Consider the following 17,590-nt stretch of genomic DNA (forward strand, 5'->3'; position numbering starts at 1 on the left):
AGGCTCACAAACAGAATACACATGAAGAAAATAGCGGTTATGACTTCCGGGGGAGATGCTCCGGGAATGAATGCAGGAATACGTGCAGTTACGCGTACGGCTTTGAGTCTTGGACTTGAAGTGGTAGGTATTTACCGCGGCTATCAAGGAATGATTGAAAACGATTTCATTCCTCTATCTCACGAATCCGTTCGAAATATTATTCATCGCGGAGGTACGTTTTTGAAAACGGCTAGAAGCGATGACTTTCGCACCATTGAAGGTCGCGCTCAAGCGGCCGCAAACCTGAAAGCACATGGGGTTGAAGGTCTCGTTGTGATTGGTGGTGATGGTAGTTTTACAGGGGCCGCAGCTCTTCATGATGAACATGGAGTGAAGGTAGTGGGCTGCCCTGGCACGATTGATAACGATCTTTTTGGTACTGATTATACCATCGGCTATGATACCGCTGTAAATACGGCGGTTCATGCCATTGATCAAATTCGCGATACCGCGGCGAGTCACAATCGCTTGTTTTTTGTAGAAGTGATGGGGCGTGACGCCGGATTCATCGCGCTCCGCACAGGATTGGCTTCAGGTGCTGAAGCAGTTCTAGTTCCAGAAACGACCACTTACATTGAAGACCTCACCGCGAAGCTGGAGAAGAACTGGAAGATGAAGAAATCGAGCGCCATCATCATTGTTGCAGAAGGTGATGACGCAGGTGGAGCGATTGAAATTGCTAAAAAAGTGAACGCTAAGTTTGAGGGATGGGAGTCGAAAGTGACGGTTCTTGGCCATATTCAACGCGGGGGATCACCCACAGCTTTTGATCGAATTTTGGCCTCTCGAATGGGGCATGCCGCTGTTCTAGCTTTACTCGCAGGTTCTACTGATGTAATGATCGGACAAAAGAACGGTGAAATGGTTGAGGTGCCATTCAAGCAAGCGGTTAAGCATCATGAAACGCTCAGCAAACATTTGTTAGACCTAGTAGAAATTCTTTCTTAATGGCCGTATACGCGGATGTTATTCTTCCCTTAGCTCTCAACCAAAGCTTTACCTATGGAATTCCATTGGTTTGGCAAGAGGGGTTGAGTGAGGGACACCGCGTTTTGGTTCAATTTGGTCAGAGAAAGCTCTATGCTGGAATTGTACTTCGCGTACATGATACGCCTCCGGGATATGATGTGAAGGAGATTCTGGATGTAGAGGATGATATTCCGATCGTTACACCCATTCAACTGCACTACTGGAAGTGGTTGTCGGAGTACTACATGTGTTCTATGGGAGAAGTGATGAACGCTGCACTTCCTGCGGCGTTTAAGATGCAATCAGAGACAAAAATCAGCATCAATCCTGAACTTGAGTTTGAGGAAAGCGACTTGAAAGATAATGAATTTCAAGTGTTTAACCTCTTGCGTGAGTTAAAGGAAATGAAGATCACCGATCTCACCAAGAAATTGGGATGGAAGAATCCCATGCCTGTCATTCGGAGAATGTACGCAGAAGGGTACATCGACTTGGATGAGGCTGTGAAGTCTACTGTGAAGTCCAAGGTGGAAAAGAAGGTTCGTTGGCCGGAAGGGTACAATGAATCGATGACACAAGACGCCTTTGACTCACTTTCTAATGCCAAGGTTCAAAAGGAACTCTTGCTCACGTACTTTAAGATGAGTTTGGGCAGTGAACCTTGGGTGAGAGAGAAGGAATTGCTCGAAGAGGCGAAAGCGACAAAAGCTCCGCTAAAAGCATTGATTGAGAAGGGGTGGCTAGAAATTGCTGAGTTCAAAGTAGAAGAAGAGCAAATTGATGCTTCACTCGATAAACCGACTCTTACACCAGCTCAGGCGAAAGCGGCGAAAGATTTGGAGACGGGGTGGATGGAGAGCAATACTTCATTGCTTCATGGTGTAACCTCCAGTGGGAAGACGGAGATTTATATTCACTTCATTCATCAGCAAATAGAGCTTGGTCGGCAGTCGTTATTTACGGTGCCGGAAATCGCACTAACGGCTCAAATGGTTCGTAGACTTCAATCCCATTTTGAATCGAAGGCGGCGGTATACCACAGTAAGATGAGTGATAGAGAACGCCTAGAGCTTTGGGAGAGAATGTTAGATCCAGAGCGCAAACCTATGGTTGTTCTTGGAGCGCGCTCATCGGTCTTTCTTCCTTTTGAAAACCTCGGACTCGTCATTGTGGATGAGGAGCACGAGTCTTCGTACAAGCAATACGATCCCGCACCTCGATATCATGGTAGAGATGCAGCAATTGTGCTGTCTCATCTTCACAAGGGGAAATCGCTGTTGGGCTCAGCAACACCTTCATTGGAATCGTACTACAATGCCAAAGAGGGAAAATATGGTTTTGCCTTTCTAGGAGAGCGATACAGTGGCGTTCGATTGCCGATTGTGGAAGCGGTGGATATCAAGAAAGACACCATTCAAAAACAGATGCATGGGCACTTGTCTCATCGACTATATGAGGAGATGAGGATGCAATTGAAAGAGGATAAGAAGGTCATTCTATTCCAGAATAGAAGGGGGTTTGCTCCCGTCGTAATCTGCCAGAGTTGTGGTCATTCAGAACAATGTGTGAATTGCGATATCACGTTAACTTACCACAAAGGATCGCACCAATTGCGCTGCCATTATTGTGGGTACAGTATTGCACCGCCTCAGCGTTGTAAGTCGTGCGGTAGTTTTGAGTTGAAAATGCAAGGCTTTGGAACCGAAAAGATCGAGGAAGATCTTCAAATCTTGTTTCCCAATGCTTCCATTGCACGCATGGATTTGGATGCCACGCGAAAGAAGAATGCCTTCCAAAAGTTGGTGGATCGATTTGAACGGGGGGAAATTGATATCCTTATCGGCACCCAGATGGTGGCCAAAGGCCTCGACTTCGACGATGTAGGCTTGGTGGGAGTGCTTTCGGCTGACAGTATGCTAAACTATCCCGATTTCCGTGCACATGAGCGTGCTTATCAGTTGATGAGTCAGGTGGCGGGTAGAGCGGGACGAAGGGAAGAACGCGGACTGGTTTTGATTCAGAGTTATCGTCCAGATCACCGCATCATCCAGCAGGTTACCACCTATAGTTTTGAGGAGATGTTTCGCGAGCAACTGGCGGATCGCAAGCAGTATCACTATCCACCTTATTATCGAGTTATTCACGTTGAAATGCGTCACCCAAAGGTGGAGGTAGTGAGTGCAGCGGCAGACTTTTTGGCTCAGAGGTTACATGGAATATTTGGCGAAAGAGTTTTGGGGCCAGAATTTGCGCCCATCGCTCGAGTGAGAGGGCAGTATCAGAAGCGTATTATCCTCAAGCTAGAACAAGGATTGCCATTGCCTAAGGTGAAGGACGCATTGCTGACAGAAAGCAAGCGACTTCAGTTTCACAAAGACCACAGAAAAGTGCGGGTTTACTTTGATGTGGATCCTCATTGATGGGAGGGAACAACACTTTTGTTCTCTTGCAGAATTCCCAAAATGAAAAGTAGTCGGCTTAGGTTGTGTAGAATCGACATGATGGGTTCACCGTATTCTAGCGGTTCTACGAAGAAGTGAAAAGCGTAAAGCGCATCCGAGATCAAGAAGGTGCTTACTCCAAATAAACATAGCATGTAGCTAAAGGAGTTTTTCAGATTCAACCCGGCCACCACAATAAAAATTACGGCATCAAAGACGGCGTAGACAGCGATTGGTGCCAAAAGTTCTTTTGGAATGGCATCGTGGATGAGTTGAAAATACCCTGCTCCATAGGCCACTGCAATCAATCCGATATATGCTCTCTTCTTGATGTAGCCATTTCTCCATGTCAGAAATCCCGCGATGGTAAAAATGATAGTAAGAATAGACAGTAAGGAGCTTAAGATGGAAGAGAAGCTGTGATGAATGACGTACGAAGCATCGGTAATCACGTAGCCAATCCACGCAATGCTAAACAGTCGATACATCCATCCTTGGTTTTGAAACCAGAAATAAAGTAAAAGAAGACCAGGAACGGGAAGTGTGTAATAACCCCATGGACTTGGGGCTTCCATTAATGTGATAAAGCTCGCTATTGATAAGAGGGTGAATATCCAGATGAACTTCTGTTCAGACAACATGTGCTGTGTTCTGAGATTTTCTATAGAAAGGGATGTAACAGACTAAAATTGCAATGATTAACCCGAAAACGAGAATAGAGTTATGGGTAAACCAGAAAGTGAAAATGGGAGTGGCGAGCAGACCAAGCGCTTCCACGATTAGATTTGGGTTTCTGCCATTTGCACGAGTGCCAAGAGTTCCAATGTTGATGCTAATAATGAGAACAGCTGAGATAAGTGGAATTGGAGTAAGTGATTTAGCGCCGAAGAGTACTATCGAAACAAAGCCGATTTGAACGATGAAGGCGGCTATGAGTGCCAGTCTCTGAGTGACACTGAGTGATACGGTATACTTCGATTCTTCTCTCACTTCAGGAGCATATTGTCGGCCTCCCAAGCGTTTAGGCGCCCAGCCAGGAGGGGCGAATAACAACTGAATTCTCTCCCGGACAGTCAGATCTCTGGCTTCATCCCATAAGTCAGAGATGGGTTTGAAATGAGCGTCAATGGGATTGAAGCTGTTGACGGGTTTTGTGATACCGTAGTGAGGATGCTCTTCTTCCGCTTGGAAGGTACCAAAGATTTTATCCCAAATAATCAATGTAGCCGCGTGGTTCTTATCGATGTATTTGGGGTCTCTACCATGATGAACGCGATGATGAGAAGGAGTGTTGAGGATCCATTCTAGCGGGCCTAGTTTGTCAATTTTCTCCGTGTGTATCCAAAACTGGTAGAGTGTGTTCCAGGCTAGGATGTACAGAAACCACTCTGGGGAGAACCCGATGATAGCCAGCGGAAGATAGAACGGAGAGGTGAAGATCTTTTGGAGCGCACCCTGTCGAAGAGCTACACTTAGATTGTACTCTTCACTTTGGTGATGAACGACGTGTCCAATCCAAAAGAGATTGACCTCATGACTCATTCGGTGTGCCCAATAATAAAGGAAATCGACCCCTAAAAAGAGTAGAACGCCATTGATGAAATTCTGCTCGAGATTCCAGATGTGGAAATATTCATAGGTGATGGAATAGAGTCCAACAGTGAGAATGCTAACCAGTAGTCCGGTTGACTGTTCAAAGATTCCACAGGAGATATTGCCAAATGCGTCATTGGCTCGGTAGCTACTTCCTTTAGAAATCCAATCGTACACCCATTCAATGACGATAAGTCCAAAGAATACAGGAATGGAAAGTACGATGGGATTAATGTCCATAGACTATCGCTTAGGTATGAGTTTACCGTTGGAAGTTGTTCCGTTATTCGCAGAGCTTGAATTGTAGTATTCTGTGGCTTTTGTCATCCATCCGTTTAGATCGGTGATGCGTGTGTTGTGGCTAGGGTGTGTAGACATGAACTCTGGAATTGATCCGCCGCTCATGGCTGACATTCGCTGCCAGAATTTAGGAGCCTCTTGAGGGTTGTAACCCGCCATGGCCATAAAGTATAGGCCCAGTTCATCGGCTTCCGACTCATGAAGTCGAGAGAAGGGAAGCATGGCTCCATATTGAGCACCAATGCCATAAGCCATCATCGCCAGGCTCTGTGTTTTCTCAGGTTGGTCAGCAAGCGCAACACTCAATCCTAGTCCACCTAGTTGAGCGCCCAGTGCTTGCGACATACGCTCGTTACCGTGACGAGCGATAGCGTGAGCTACCTCGTGTCCCATGACTACAGCAACTCCAGCTTCAGATTGACAAACATCCATGATACCCGTGTAAAAAGCTACTTTGCCTCCAGGCATACACCACGCATTCAATTCGTCACTTTCAATCAAATTGAATTCCCACGCAAAGCCTTCTAATAATTCACTGTGACCTTCTGCATTGAGGTAGTTGGTTACAGCGGCGCTGATGCGTTCACCGACGCGTTTCACCATTTGAACTTGAGCCGTGTTCTGAGAGAGTTTACTCTCAGACAATACCTGATCGTATTGTGAAAAGCTCATGCTCATCATTTCATTGTCGCTGATCAAGTTGAATTGTCTCCTTCCCGTTAGAGGAACTGTGCTACACTGGATTAAAAAGAGCGTAGTAGTGAGAAGAAGTAGGAATGGCGTCCGTTTCATGGGTGATTTGAATTTGCAGTTAAAATACAAAAAGAATAAGTCGCTTTGTCGGTAGGTTTGAATTCAAAACTGACGTTATGTCGTTTTGATATCACTCCAAGGTGTCAATGTGTCGTAATTCTTCAAGGAATTTTCAATGGCATGTCGATTGACTAAAACCACTCAGAACTCGATTACGAACTCACAAAAAATTACAGAATATGAAAACTCGTTTTGCCCCAACACAGTCACCCGTAGACCGAATGATGATGGATTTCTTCAACGATGGCTTGAACACCAACCGCAATGAAAGTTGGTCGCCTGCCTCTAATATTAAAGAAGGTGCTGAGCAATGGAACATCGAGATGACGATTCCAGGAATTGAGAAATCAGAAATCACTATTTCAGTTGAGAATCACCAATTGGTGGTATCTGCAGAGCACAAATCCGAAGAGGAAAGTGAAAGAGGTTACAAATACCGCGAATTTAAAACCATGTCTTTCACTCGCAAGTTCAATTTGCCAAAGGGAAAGGTTCAAGAAGACCAGATTTCTGCCGAACATAGAAATGGAATTCTAAACATCACCGTTCCAAAAGTGGAAGAGGTGAAAGACAAAGGTCCAAGGACCATCGAGATTCGCTAAGAATCCACACTATAGATTGCGCGAAAATCCTCGACATACGTCGGGGATTTTTTATTCTTCGTACATCAACGTGTACGTGGTATCGGCATTGCGCACACCTCTAAACATTCCTTGGGTGTTGAACTGGAAAGTGTAATTTCCCGCTGTGTCTACCGCAATTACTCCACCTTCTCCACCGGCATTTTTCAAGGTTTGATGGATGATTACTGAACTGGCATCACGTATTGGCACGCCATTCGAAACGGTTTGGGATATGTGATGAGCAACGGCATAGCGAATGAAGTATTCACCGTGACCCGTGCAACTTACCGCACATCCTTGATTGTCTGCATACGTTCCCGCACCGATGATAGGACTATCGCCAATTCTGCCAAATTCCTTCATCATCATTCCACCTGTGCTAGTTCCGGCCGCAAGGTTTCCGTGATTATCCAATACCACACATCCCACTGTGCCGTATTTCTCTTTCATGATTCTGCGGTAATTGGATTCGCTCTGAACAGTGTGGAATATTTCGTTCGAAACGGAATCCAACCCCATCATAAATCCAAAGTGTTCAGCACCTCTTCCGCTTAACATGACGTGTTTAGAGGAGTCCATCACCCAATGTGCCAATGAAATGGGGTGTTCAATATGTTGAACACCGGAAACGGCACCAGCGTTGAGGTCTGATCCTCGCATAATAGACGCATCGAGTTCAACCTTGCCTTCCGCTGTATAAACCGCTCCTTTGCCGGCATTGAAGAGCGAGTCAGATTCCAAACGACGTATAACTTTTTCAACAACGGTTTCAGCATTTTCTCCTCGACTCAGCCAAGCGTAACCACTATCTAAAGCATGCTGTAGAGATTGGTGATACTGAGCTTCTTCTTCAGCGGTATACCGACCTTCATAGATCTGCCCAGCACCTCCGTGAATGAGAATGACCGGGCCTTTAGAATTGTTGTGTGGTTTCGTTACGGGAGTTTCTTTTGGATGACATTGCCATAGCAGCAACAGAAGAATGAAGAGCAAGAGATTTTTCATGCCCTAATTTAATGCATTCCAAACGGGATCATTTGGGGTGCTTGCTGTTAGATTTATTTCTTCATTCTTGATGGGATGAACGAAGGAAACACTGCGCGAGTGGAGATGGATGCTTCTATCCTTATTTGGTCGATCGGCTCCGTATTTAACATCTCCCTTGATCACACAACCGATATGGGTGAGTTGAGCTCTGATTTGATGGTGTCTTCCCGTTTCAAGATCAACTTCTATCAAATGATATCGGTCGGTGGACTTTAGGTACTTGTAATTGAGAATGGCCAGTTGAGAGCCCTGAGTGTTTTTGGGAACTACATAGCTCTTGTTCTGTTTTGGATTCTTTCGGAGGTAATCCTCCAACCGACCCGAAAGAGGAGAGGGTTGGGTAGCGGAAACCGCCCAATAGGTCTTGGAGATTTCTCGCTTCTTGAAGAGTTCTGTCATTCGCGTCAGCGCCTTACTTGTGCGTGTGAAAATGACAATTCCAGAAGTTGGTCGATCCAACCGGTGGGGAATACCGACAAACACATTACCTGGCTTTTCATACTTCGCCTTGATGTAATCGGCAACGTACTCCCCAAGGGTTTTATCGCGCGTGGCATCGGCCTGAACAATTTGTCCCGCCTGTTTATTAACAATAATGAGGTGGTTGTCCTCGTAGAGAATATCCAGCTTCATTTTGTTTTAGTACGATTCTTTTTCGTTCGGGAAATCACGATTCTTAACATCGGACACATAATTTCCTACTGCTCCAGTGATTTGATCGTACAAATCGAGGTAGCGACGGAGGAAGCGCGGGTGAAACTCGTGAGTCATTCCGAGCATGTCGTGTAATACGAGTACTTGTCCATCTACGTCTGGGCCAGCACCAATTCCGATAACTGGGATTTCTAAACTTTCAGCAACACGCTTGGCGAGTTTTCTTGGGATTTTTTCAAGAACCAAGGCAAAACATCCAGCTTCCTCAAGTGCTTTCGCATCTTCCAGCAACTTCTCTGCTTCGGCTTCCTCTTTGGCGCGAACCGTGTAGGTTCCAAATTTATAAATCGATTGAGGAGTGAGTCCAAGGTGACCCATAACCGGAATTCCCGCTTTCAAGATGCGTTCAATGGAATCCACAATTTCAGTTCCGCCTTCCAGCTTCACAGCGTGTCCTCCTGATTCCTTCATGATGCGGATAGCTGAAGTCAGTGCCTCCTTAGAGTTTCCTTGGTAAGAGCCAAAAGGAAGATCAACCACCACCAATGCTCTATCAATAGCTCTTACTACAGAGCTAGCGTGGTAGATCATTTGATCGAGTGTAATAGGCAATGTGGTTTCGTGTCCCGCCATCACGTTGGAGGCGGAGTCACCTACTAAAATTACGTCAATTCCTGCGGCGTCTACTATCCTAGCAAGGGTGTAGTCGTACGCCGTCAACATGGAGATTTTCTCCCCGTTGCGCTTCATTTCTTGAACGGAATTGGTCGTGATCTTTTTATAGTCAGATTTAGCCGTTGACATCAGCTTTTATTTAGCGTTTGAACAACGAAGGTACGAACTTATGTCAACCGCTACGACTTTCTTTTAAGGTCTGTTTCTTTGGTGTGGGTCAATTAACGTTCATCCTTTGGAATCATCAACAAGGCATAATCTACAAAGCCCAATTCTTGAAGGGTAAAGGAAGATAAGGCGTCGGAGGACTCTGGGAGATTAGAAATCTTAAGTCGGATGTATTTATCACTCTTTGCGAACGATGCATTTCTATATTCATGCAGAAGCACACGCTGTCCCGTCATTTTTCCTTCCGTGATTTCAAAGGTGTAAATGCTTCTACCTCTCAACGAATACGATTTGCGTATGATTTTACCATGCACCGGTAAGTCTATATTTCCCTTTGACATTTTGGAATTAGAAAGGGTGATGAGTTCGTCAATTTTAGAGGAGAGTATAACTTCATCTCCATCATCTCCTTCCACGATAAAATTTGGTCGTCCATCTATGATTTGATAAATAAAGGGGAGTCGAAGTTCAAGTCGATTCCATACACCTTTCTCGAGTTTGAACCGTCCCATTCGGATAGCGAGAAGGGTCAGGATACTCATATAAATCAGCACATTGCTGTACAGGGTTCCGAAGAAAAAGGAAAGGTTGTCATTGAAGATCGCCGCACCAATGAGCGCGACAAACACAAAGATGTACAGGTAAATGATGTGCCCCACTACGCGTTGAGGGTTGACGACCTTCTTGTACGTGAAATGAGGAGAGAAATTCAACGCGTTATTGATAATTTGGGCAAAGAGTGAAATCGAGTATACGTACACCACAATGGCGGCAAAGAATCCGAGATTGCTCACCAGTCCTTCGCCTTTATGCATCAAGGCAAAATCGTACATGCCGTGAAGTCCGCATGCGGCTAGAAAGTACAAGAGTGGAATGTGGAGCTTTCCTTTGTTCGGACTGTATTTGTAATGAATGATTCCATATCCAATTAACGCTGTGTCCATCATATGTCCCACTGAAGTGAGGATGGCTCTTGAGAAAATCGTTCGACCTTCATCGCGCATGAAATAAAGCACATTCTCGAAAGCGGCGAAGCCTAGCGCGGCAGTACACAGGAAGGCTATGATATCAATGGGTTCCTCGATGTGTTTGTGGATCACCAGTACACCCACTCCAAATGCACATAATTTGGCGAACTCTTCAAGCGCTCCAACTTTGAAGGTTGTGTAAGCCAAATCGTTCCATGTGTTCCCGTTCATCCGCCAATTGATGGAGGAAAATATCCAGTCATTTAATCCCCACACAATGTAGACCGAGCCTGCGCCTAAAGCAAAGAAGAAAATGAAATGAATGAGTTTATCGGAATGGTAAACATCTATAATTCTGTAGTAATCTACCCAAATCCAAGAGATGTAAAGGGCAACTACGATGTAGAACAAATTGAGCATCGGTGGCGTTTAGGAGAGCCAAAATAGAAAAGAGTCGGACTCGTTCGCAATTAATCATGACAGAATGCCAACGGGACCTGCTGAAACTTCGTTACGTACGTATTCGAGTCATTGGTCTTCAAAGCTTACCTTTGAACCCTATTGAATTTAAAGCATTAGAATGAAGCGTTTAGCTTTTGCACTTATTGGACTTGCGGCATTGATGCAATCGTGTGACAACGATATCAATGTAAATGCACCATTTAGAGAGACTACGGTATTGTACGGCGCTATAGACGCCGATGATCCGGTACACTATATCCGAATTACTCGTGCCTACCTTGGTGAACAAGGTATTTTGGGCGGGAATAGCCAAAGCGATAGTTTGTATTACGATTCGCTTCAAGTAGAGTTGATTGAGTTGAATGAAAACGGCAACATCATCAATACTTTTCCGGCAGTTAAAGACAATTCTGTTCAGCTAGATTCGGGCTTCTTTGAAACCGAAGGCTATCACGTTTATCGCGTCAATGCGAATTTAGATGAAGTCAATAGCTACCGCGTAAAAGTGACCCGAGGAGATGATAAAACCATCACTGCTACCACAGATTTAGTTAAGGAGTTCAACATTCTCTATCCACGATTTGCTACGGTGAATCCCACTGCCATCAACGGAATGCGCGTAGAATGGGAGCAAGCGGAAGATGGACGAATTTATCAAGCCCACTTGTACCTCTATTATGTAGAATTCCCTCGTGATAATAAGGCAGATAGTATTCGAGGCAGAGTGGCTTATGATTTCCCAACCTTTACGGGAAGTTCACTTTCGGGAACGGGGAACATTCTTACCTCTATTAACACCGATCAGTTCTATGGCAACTTAGCCAACAAACTGGATGCCCCTACAGGAAATAGAATTCGCATTCACAGAAGAGTAGACCTCGTTGTGGATTGTGGAGGAGACGATTTGGCGACACACATCAATGTGAGTCAACCACAAACGGGAGTTCTTCAAGATCCTCCGTTCTTCACCAATGTGGATGGAGGAGTGGGTGTGTTCTCTTCTATGAGAAGTTCATATGCATTGAATAAACGCCTTCATCAGCAGGCTATCGATGAATTGGTATACGGAGATTATACCTGCCACCTTCGCTTTGGTAAGGTGACATCAACCGACACATTGTTCTGCCAGTGATGGAGTAAAGTGGACAATCTGTCACCAGAAAACAACAAATCCTGACATCTACGTCGGGATTTTTTGTTTTTACGCCACTGGCATATCCTTTGACCAATGGAGGATGTCTCAGGACAATCAATAGAATTAAGATCAAAATCAAAATAGGAACAAATGAGTAAGATCATTGGAATCGACCTCGGAACGACCAACTCTTGTGTGGCGGTAATGGAGGGTAACGAACCCGTAGTTATCCCAAACAGTGAAGGTAAGCGTACTACTCCTTCGATGGTTGCTTTCGTGGAAGGCGGAGAGCGTAAAGTGGGCGACCCTGCAAAGCGTCAGGCGATCACCAACCCACATAAAACGATCTACTCTATCAAGCGTTTCATGGGTGAGTCTTATTCCAGCATTGCTAAGGAAGCAGGACGTGTACCTTACGCGGTAGAGAAAGGAGATAACGATACACCACGCGTTAAGATTGACGACCGTATGTACACTCCTCAGGAGATTTCAGCTATGATTCTTCAGAAGATGAAGAAGACAGCCGAAGATTACTTGGGTTCAAGTGTTACTGAAGCGGTTATTACTGTACCAGCATATTTTAATGACGCACAGCGTCAGGCTACGAAAGAAGCCGGTGAGATTGCAGGCTTGAAAGTTCGTCGTATTATCAACGAACCTACTGCAGCAGCCCTTGCTTACGGTATCGATAAGAAGGGTGAGGATATGAAAGTTGTAGTGTTCGACTGTGGTGGTGGTACACATGACGTTTCAATTCTCGAGCTAGGTGATGGTGTATTTGAAGTGAAGTCAACCGACGGTGATACACACTTGGGTGGTGACGACTTTGACCAACGCATCATTGACTGGTTGGCAGACGAGTTCAATAAGGAAGAAGGAATTGACCTTCGCAGTGACGCGATGGCTCTTCAGCGTTTGAAAGAAGCAGCTGAGAAAGCTAAGATTGAGTTGTCTAGCTCTTCTAGCACTGAAATCAACCTTCCGTACATCACTGCAACGGCGAGTGGCCCTAAGCACTTGGTTCGCACACTTTCTCGTTCAGAATTTGAACGATTGGTAAGTGACCTTATTGACCGTACCATTGAGCCTTGCCGTACAGCATTGAAGAACGCTAGCATGCAGGTAGGAGAAATTGACGAGGTAATCCTTGTTGGGGGTTCTACTCGTATTCCGGCCATCCAAGATGCTGTTAAGAAGTTCTTTGGCAAAGAGCCATCTAAAGGGGTGAACCCTGATGAGGTTGTTGCGATTGGTGCTTCCATTCAAGGTGGTGTCCTTTCAGGGGACGTTAAAGACGTGCTTCTATTGGACGTGACTCCACTTTCTTTGGGTATTGAAACCATGGGTGGAGTGTTCACTCGCTTGATCGAGTCGAATACAACCATTCCAACCAAGAAGTCAGAGACTTTCTCAACTGCAGCGGATAACCAACCTCAAGTAGATATCCACGTATTGCAGGGAGAGCGCCCAATGGCAAAAGACAACAAGACCATCGGTCGTTTCCACCTCGATGATATTCCACCAGCACCACGCGGTGTGCCTCAAATTGAAGTTACTTTCGATATCGACGCAAACGGTATCTTGAATGTATCTGCAAAAGACAAGGCTACGGGTAAAGAGCAGTCTATTCGCATTGAGGCTTCAAGCGGACTTTCTCAAGAGGAAATTGATCGCATGAAGCGCGAAGCTGAAGCAAATGCTGATGCAGATAAGCAAGCGAAAGAAAGAGTTGAGAAGCTCAACCAAGCGGATCAAATGATTTTCCAAACGGAGAAGCAGCTTGGTGAGTTTGGCGACAAACTTTCTGAAGGCAACAAGTCGGCTATTGAAGGTGCGTTGAGCGAATTGAAAGCAGCGCATGAAAGTCAAGACTTGGCAGCGGTTGAGACCGCGCTTGAGAAAATCAACGAAGCTTGGAAGAATGCTTCTGAAGAAATGTACAAGGCTCAAGAAGAGGCAGGTGCAGGTCAGGAAGCAGGCTCTCAAGGTCCAGATAACGGCGGAGACGACGTTACTGACGTAGAATTTGAAGAAGTGAAGTAAACCTTGCTCACTTTATAGCATCATAGAAGGGTTGCCAGTATTGGCAGCCCTTTTTTGTTAATAGAAATATAAAAGTGTTTGAAATCAACGTTATCCTAAATACTTTCGGTTCAAACTATACACTAACTATGAAAAGACTAGCCCTTGTGCTTGCTATCCTGGCGGGCACCGTGTTTTCCTTTGGTCAAGATTCAACTACCACAGGCTATATCCGATACAAATCGATTCGCGATATCTCGGATAACGAGTGGATGAGAAGACGACCCGATATGCCTACTGAAGTTACGCAGCAATGGGAGTTGTACTTCACTCCAGAGAGTAGTGATTGCACCTTTAAACCAGAGGAGGAAGAAGACGAATTCAACACGGGTGGTATGCGCATGAGAATGATGCGCTGGGAACCCAAAGACGTGTATCACATCGATTTTGCTACCCAATTCTTCCAGCACTACACGGAGTTTATGACGAAGCCATTCTTGATTACCGACACCCTGAATATGGATGGATGGAAATTGACGGGGAAGCAAGGGATTGTACTCGGATATCCTTGTATTGAAGCACGTACAACCAAATATGACACTGTAAATATTCTGGCTTGGTTTACCCCGCGTATTCGCCTTAAAACAGGACCTCAAGAATATGTTGGCTTCCCTGGAGCCGTCCTCTATGTGGATTACGATGATGGTCGTTATGTGATTACTGCAGAGGCGATTGCCATGGGCAAAACACGACCTGAAGACGAGGATGCTCCGGAGATTCCCGATAATGGCGAGGAAGTAACTCGTGAGGAATATGAGCAAATCGTCATCGAGAAAACGGCCGAAATGCGCCGAATGTACGGTCGCTAGATTTCTACCTTCAAGATGAATTCAATGAAAAGATTAGTATTCGCGGCTATGGCAATGGTCGCATCGCAGTTAGCCTTTGGACAGTCGGTTGCCTTTACAGGACGTACCATCGACTCTACAGGAGCTGCATTAGATATGGTTAGCGTAGCGGTTCTCACCGCAAGCGATAGCACAGTTGAGAGTTTTACTTTTTCCAATCCAGATGGAACCTTTCAGACGGATAGAATCGGAGTTGGAGAATACATTCTTCAACTTTCCTTCTTAGGGTATGGAACTCATTCTGAGAAAATTAAAGTGGGCGAGAATGGAACGGCAGCCAATCGAGGAGATATCATTCTATCTCCCGAAATGAACGTGCTTTCCGAAGTTGTGGTGAATGGTCAACGTATACCCGTGCTCATCAACAAAGACACCGTTGAATATGATGCCTCTGCTTTTCGAGTAAGAGCAGACGACAATGTGGAAGACCTTCTCAAGAAGCTTCCCGGTGTTGACGTAGACCGCGATGGAACCATTACCGCACAAGGTCAGAAAGTAGAGCAAGTTCTAGTGGATGGGAAAGAGTTCTTTAGTGGAGATCCTACCGTAGCCACACGAAATATTCCGGCTGATGCTGTTAAGAGTGTTCAAGTGTACGATAGACAAACAGACGAGGCAAAATACACAGGAGTAGACGATGGAGAGCGGTCGAAGACTATCAATCTAGAGCTTAAAGAGGATAGAAAGAACGGCTACTTTGGATATGCCGAAGGCGGTGGTGGAGTGGCCGACAACCGCGTTCCATTTATGGCTAAAGGCGGAATTCACCGCTTTACTGCTACAACGCGCCTTTCAGTTTTAGCCAATATGAACAACGTGAATGATTACGGTTTCAGTTTTGGGGATTACCGCGATATGGCGGGGGCTTCTTCAGGTGGAAGAGGCGGGTTTATGATTACGATGGATGGAACTGAAACGATTCCATTGAGCTGGGGTGGGCCAAATGATGGTCAGTATTTCTCAGGTGCAGCAGGGGTGAACCTCAATTGGGATCCCAACAAGAATCACAGATTTAACTCTTCGTACTTCTTCACTCACTTGGATAACTTCACCAATACGATCCAGAACTCTGAGGAATTCGCCAACGATAGAACCATTTATGGCTACCGTGAAAGTGAAGATAATTCTGTGCTAAACAACCATGCTTTCTCACTTAGTCATCGTTCTGATTTAGATTCGATGAATCGAGTTGAAATCAAAGCTTCAGGTAGATATCAAGCGGGATTTTCAAATTCTAGCACGTATGAAACTCGACGCCTTGACACAGTTGGAATGCTGCAAATCTCTGATCGTTCGGCCTATTCAGAGGATATGAATGTATCGGCCCAAGGGAGCTTGAATTACATTCACAAGTTCAAGACAAAAGGGCGGATCATGTCGATTACAGGTGGACTCACAACTTCAGATAAGGAGAGTGATGGTATCTGGAATAACTACAACCAGTTTCCCATTGAAGGAACTATTGATAGTCTGAATCAGGCACGGAAAGACAATACCTCTTCCATGCAGTACAATGCGAGTGCTACTTATACTGAACCCATCGCGAAGAATCACTTCTTAGAAGGGACGGTTTCCATGAGTACCACAGATGAAACCTTGATTCGTGAAACAAGAGATGCTAATTCAGGTGGTCTTTTGGTGGATTACAGTCCAACGTTTACCCTAACAGAAGGCAATCAAACCGGACGTGTGGCTTATCGCTATACCGGCAGTGCACACAACATCGACGTAGGTGTTCGAGCCGCACGATACACCCAGTCTGCGGTAGAGGAGCGTTTTGCTACTACCATTCCGATGCGTGAATTCGTATACGCACTTCCTTACGTGAATTACAACTGGAGTATCTCAACTTTTAGTAGAGTAGGAGCTAATTACTCTACCAGCGTGGATATGCCAGAGCTCACACAGTTGCTTACGTTGCTCGATATCACCAACCCTCTCGTAAAGTATGTTGGTAATCCTAACTTGGAACCTCAAGTGAGTCACAATATGTGGATGCACTACGGCAGGTGGAACAGTTTTGATGGATCTGGATTCTTTGCCAGCATCAGTGGGGGGAGAACAGACAATGTGATCAGTACCGATCAGACCATCGACAGCAACTACGTTCGAATCTTTCGACCAGAGAATTATTCCGAACCAGCCTACCGAGTGAGTGCCGATGCAAACTACCGCTTCACAATCAAGCAATTGGGAATGAGTACGCGTGTTCGTGTGAACGGTGGATACAATCAATCACCGAACAGCTTGAATGGCGAATTGAATATTCAAAGTGGTTCCAATGTAGGCGGTCAGCTTTCCTTCAGAAACACCAATCAGGAATTCTTTGGCTACAGCTTTGGTGGAGAACTCAACTACAACTGGTCGTTCTATTCCCTTCAAGAACAACTCAATCAAGAGTATTTGAGTCACAGTTACTTTGCAAACGTTGAATGGACACCGAACAAGCGATTTGGAATTGAGACAGGGGTAGATCTTCAAACGTACACCAATGCATCTTTTGCAGATGATCAGTTTGTACCTGTTTGGAATGCGAATGTACGCTACAACCTTTCTAAAGACGGAACGGCTCAGTTTGAATTAACAGTGTTCGATATTCTCAATCAGAACCGTGGAATTAATCGATATGCCACTTTGAACTCCATCGTGGAAACCCAAACCAACTCCTTGGGTAGGTATGTAATGCTCACCTTTTTGTACAAGTTTAATAGTGCTGGAGGTTCTGGAGGACAGAATGGTCCACCTCCACCGCATCATTAATTTTTACAGG

At 45.3% G+C, this 17,590-nt stretch carries 14 protein-coding genes; 7 read left to right on the forward strand and 7 right to left on the reverse strand.

The features are described 5' to 3' along the window. The first annotated feature begins 15 nt into the window (after positions 1 to 15). Both pfkA and priA read left to right on the forward strand, forming a co-directional pair. A complete protein-coding gene (gene pfkA, locus F8C82_RS03400; protein WP_223279473.1) occupies positions 16 to 990 on the forward strand; it encodes a 6-phosphofructokinase in 975 nt (324 codons plus the stop codon). Next, positions 990 to 3,431, forward strand: a complete 2,442-nt coding sequence (priA, locus tag F8C82_RS03405; RefSeq protein WP_151692027.1) for a replication restart helicase PriA — start codon at positions 990 to 992, stop codon at positions 3,429 to 3,431. Before pfkA ends, priA begins: the two co-directional genes overlap by 1 nt. On the opposite strand, the gene F8C82_RS03410 is transcribed toward priA, so the two are convergent. Genes F8C82_RS03410 through F8C82_RS03420 form a run of 3 tightly spaced genes read right to left on the reverse strand, consistent with a single transcriptional unit; the run spans position 3,425 to position 6,137 of the window. Continuing rightward, positions 3,425 to 4,093, reverse strand: coding sequence for a lysoplasmalogenase family protein (locus tag F8C82_RS03410; protein WP_151692028.1), 669 nt, complete (start codon positions 4,091 to 4,093; stop codon positions 3,425 to 3,427). The genes priA and F8C82_RS03410 overlap by 7 nt on opposite strands. Beyond that, positions 4,083 to 5,285, reverse strand: a complete 1,203-nt coding sequence (locus F8C82_RS03415) for a sterol desaturase family protein (protein WP_151692029.1) — start codon at positions 5,283 to 5,285, stop codon at positions 4,083 to 4,085. The genes F8C82_RS03410 and F8C82_RS03415 overlap by 11 nt, the downstream gene beginning before the upstream one ends. Before the next feature lie 3 nt (positions 5,286 to 5,288). Next, positions 5,289 to 6,137: a M48 family metallopeptidase gene (locus F8C82_RS03420; protein WP_151692030.1), complete on the reverse strand. Its 849-nt coding sequence runs from the start codon at positions 6,135 to 6,137 to the stop codon at positions 5,289 to 5,291. A 200-nt stretch (positions 6,138 to 6,337) separates the two neighbouring features. On the opposite strand from F8C82_RS03420, the gene F8C82_RS03425 reads away from it, so the two are divergent. Then, positions 6,338 to 6,760 carry an Hsp20/alpha crystallin family protein gene (locus F8C82_RS03425; RefSeq protein WP_151692031.1) on the forward strand — a complete coding sequence of 141 codons (423 nt, stop codon included), beginning with the start codon at positions 6,338 to 6,340 and terminating at the stop codon, positions 6,758 to 6,760. 51 nt (positions 6,761 to 6,811) lie between these two features. Here F8C82_RS03425 and F8C82_RS03430 read toward each other — a convergent pair whose 3' ends face one another. The 4 genes from F8C82_RS03430 to F8C82_RS03445 all read right to left on the reverse strand — a co-directional run bounded on the left by F8C82_RS03430 (position 6,812) and on the right by F8C82_RS03445 (position 10,713). After that, the gene (locus F8C82_RS03430; protein WP_151692032.1) at positions 6,812 to 7,786 is read right to left on the reverse strand and encodes an isoaspartyl peptidase/L-asparaginase family protein; all 975 of its coding nucleotides are present in this window, start codon (positions 7,784 to 7,786) and stop codon (positions 6,812 to 6,814) included. A gap of 3 nt (positions 7,787 to 7,789) precedes the next feature. Then, on the reverse strand, positions 7,790 to 8,461 hold the full coding sequence (locus F8C82_RS03435) for an RluA family pseudouridine synthase (protein WP_151692033.1): 672 nt from the start codon (positions 8,459 to 8,461) through the stop codon (positions 7,790 to 7,792). Positions 8,462 to 8,467: 6 nt separating this feature from the next. Beyond that, complete coding sequence (gene panB / locus F8C82_RS03440; protein ID WP_151692034.1) at positions 8,468 to 9,286, reverse strand: 3-methyl-2-oxobutanoate hydroxymethyltransferase; 819 nt, start codon at positions 9,284 to 9,286, stop codon at positions 8,468 to 8,470. 92 nt (positions 9,287 to 9,378) lie between these two features. Further along, complete coding sequence (locus tag F8C82_RS03445; RefSeq protein WP_151692035.1) at positions 9,379 to 10,713, reverse strand: PrsW family intramembrane metalloprotease; 1,335 nt, start codon at positions 10,711 to 10,713, stop codon at positions 9,379 to 9,381. Between the two features lie 160 nt (positions 10,714 to 10,873). On the opposite strand from F8C82_RS03445, the gene F8C82_RS03450 reads away from it, so the two are divergent. The 4 genes from F8C82_RS03450 (at position 10,874) to F8C82_RS03465 (ending at position 17,580) form a co-directional block, all read left to right on the forward strand. Next, a complete protein-coding gene (locus tag F8C82_RS03450) occupies positions 10,874 to 11,887 on the forward strand; it encodes a DUF4249 family protein (RefSeq protein ID WP_151692036.1) in 1,014 nt (337 codons plus the stop codon). A 153-nt stretch (positions 11,888 to 12,040) separates the two neighbouring features. Then, on the forward strand, positions 12,041 to 13,933 hold the full coding sequence (gene dnaK / locus F8C82_RS03455) for a molecular chaperone DnaK (protein WP_151692037.1): 1,893 nt from the start codon (positions 12,041 to 12,043) through the stop codon (positions 13,931 to 13,933). A 128-nt stretch (positions 13,934 to 14,061) separates the two neighbouring features. Next, complete coding sequence (locus F8C82_RS03460; RefSeq protein ID WP_151692038.1) at positions 14,062 to 14,781, forward strand: GLPGLI family protein; 720 nt, start codon at positions 14,062 to 14,064, stop codon at positions 14,779 to 14,781. Between the two features lie 24 nt (positions 14,782 to 14,805). Continuing rightward, entirely contained in the window at positions 14,806 to 17,580 is a 2,775-nt protein-coding gene (locus F8C82_RS03465; protein ID WP_170266138.1) for an outer membrane beta-barrel protein, read from the forward strand. The last annotated feature ends 10 nt before the right edge of the window (positions 17,581 to 17,590 follow it).

Origin of the sequence: Phaeocystidibacter marisrubri (genome assembly GCF_008933165.1) — a bacterium.
Taxonomy (GTDB): Bacteria; Bacteroidota; Bacteroidia; order Flavobacteriales; family Schleiferiaceae; genus Phaeocystidibacter; species Phaeocystidibacter marisrubri.

What these genes read in the sequence shown, in the direction of transcription:
- F8C82_RS03460 (WP_151692038.1), top strand. Translation starts at nt 14,062, where the DNA reads ATGAAAAGACTAGCCCTTGTGCTTGCTATCCTGGCGGGCACCGTGTTT.
- F8C82_RS03465 (WP_170266138.1), top strand. Translation starts at nt 14,806, where the DNA reads ATGAAAAGATTAGTATTCGCGGCTATGGCAATGGTCGCATCGCAGTTA.
- dnaK (WP_151692037.1), top strand. Translation starts at nt 12,041, where the DNA reads ATGAGTAAGATCATTGGAATCGACCTCGGAACGACCAACTCTTGTGTG.
- F8C82_RS03445 (WP_151692035.1), bottom strand. Translation starts at nt 10,713, where the DNA reads ATGCTCAATTTGTTCTACATCGTAGTTGCCCTTTACATCTCTTGGATT.
- F8C82_RS03435 (WP_151692033.1), bottom strand. Translation starts at nt 8,461, where the DNA reads ATGAAGCTGGATATTCTCTACGAGGACAACCACCTCATTATTGTTAAT.
- F8C82_RS03430 (WP_151692032.1), bottom strand. Translation starts at nt 7,786, where the DNA reads ATGAAAAATCTCTTGCTCTTCATTCTTCTGTTGCTGCTATGGCAATGT.
- F8C82_RS03420 (WP_151692030.1), bottom strand. Translation starts at nt 6,137, where the DNA reads ATGAAACGGACGCCATTCCTACTTCTTCTCACTACTACGCTCTTTTTA.
- panB (WP_151692034.1), bottom strand. Translation starts at nt 9,286, where the DNA reads ATGTCAACGGCTAAATCTGACTATAAAAAGATCACGACCAATTCCGTT.
- F8C82_RS03415 (WP_151692029.1), bottom strand. Translation starts at nt 5,285, where the DNA reads ATGGACATTAATCCCATCGTACTTTCCATTCCTGTATTCTTTGGACTT.
- F8C82_RS03450 (WP_151692036.1), top strand. Translation starts at nt 10,874, where the DNA reads ATGAAGCGTTTAGCTTTTGCACTTATTGGACTTGCGGCATTGATGCAA.
- F8C82_RS03425 (WP_151692031.1), top strand. Translation starts at nt 6,338, where the DNA reads ATGAAAACTCGTTTTGCCCCAACACAGTCACCCGTAGACCGAATGATG.
- F8C82_RS03410 (WP_151692028.1), bottom strand. Translation starts at nt 4,093, where the DNA reads ATGTTGTCTGAACAGAAGTTCATCTGGATATTCACCCTCTTATCAATA.
- priA (WP_151692027.1), top strand. Translation starts at nt 990, where the DNA reads ATGGCCGTATACGCGGATGTTATTCTTCCCTTAGCTCTCAACCAAAGC.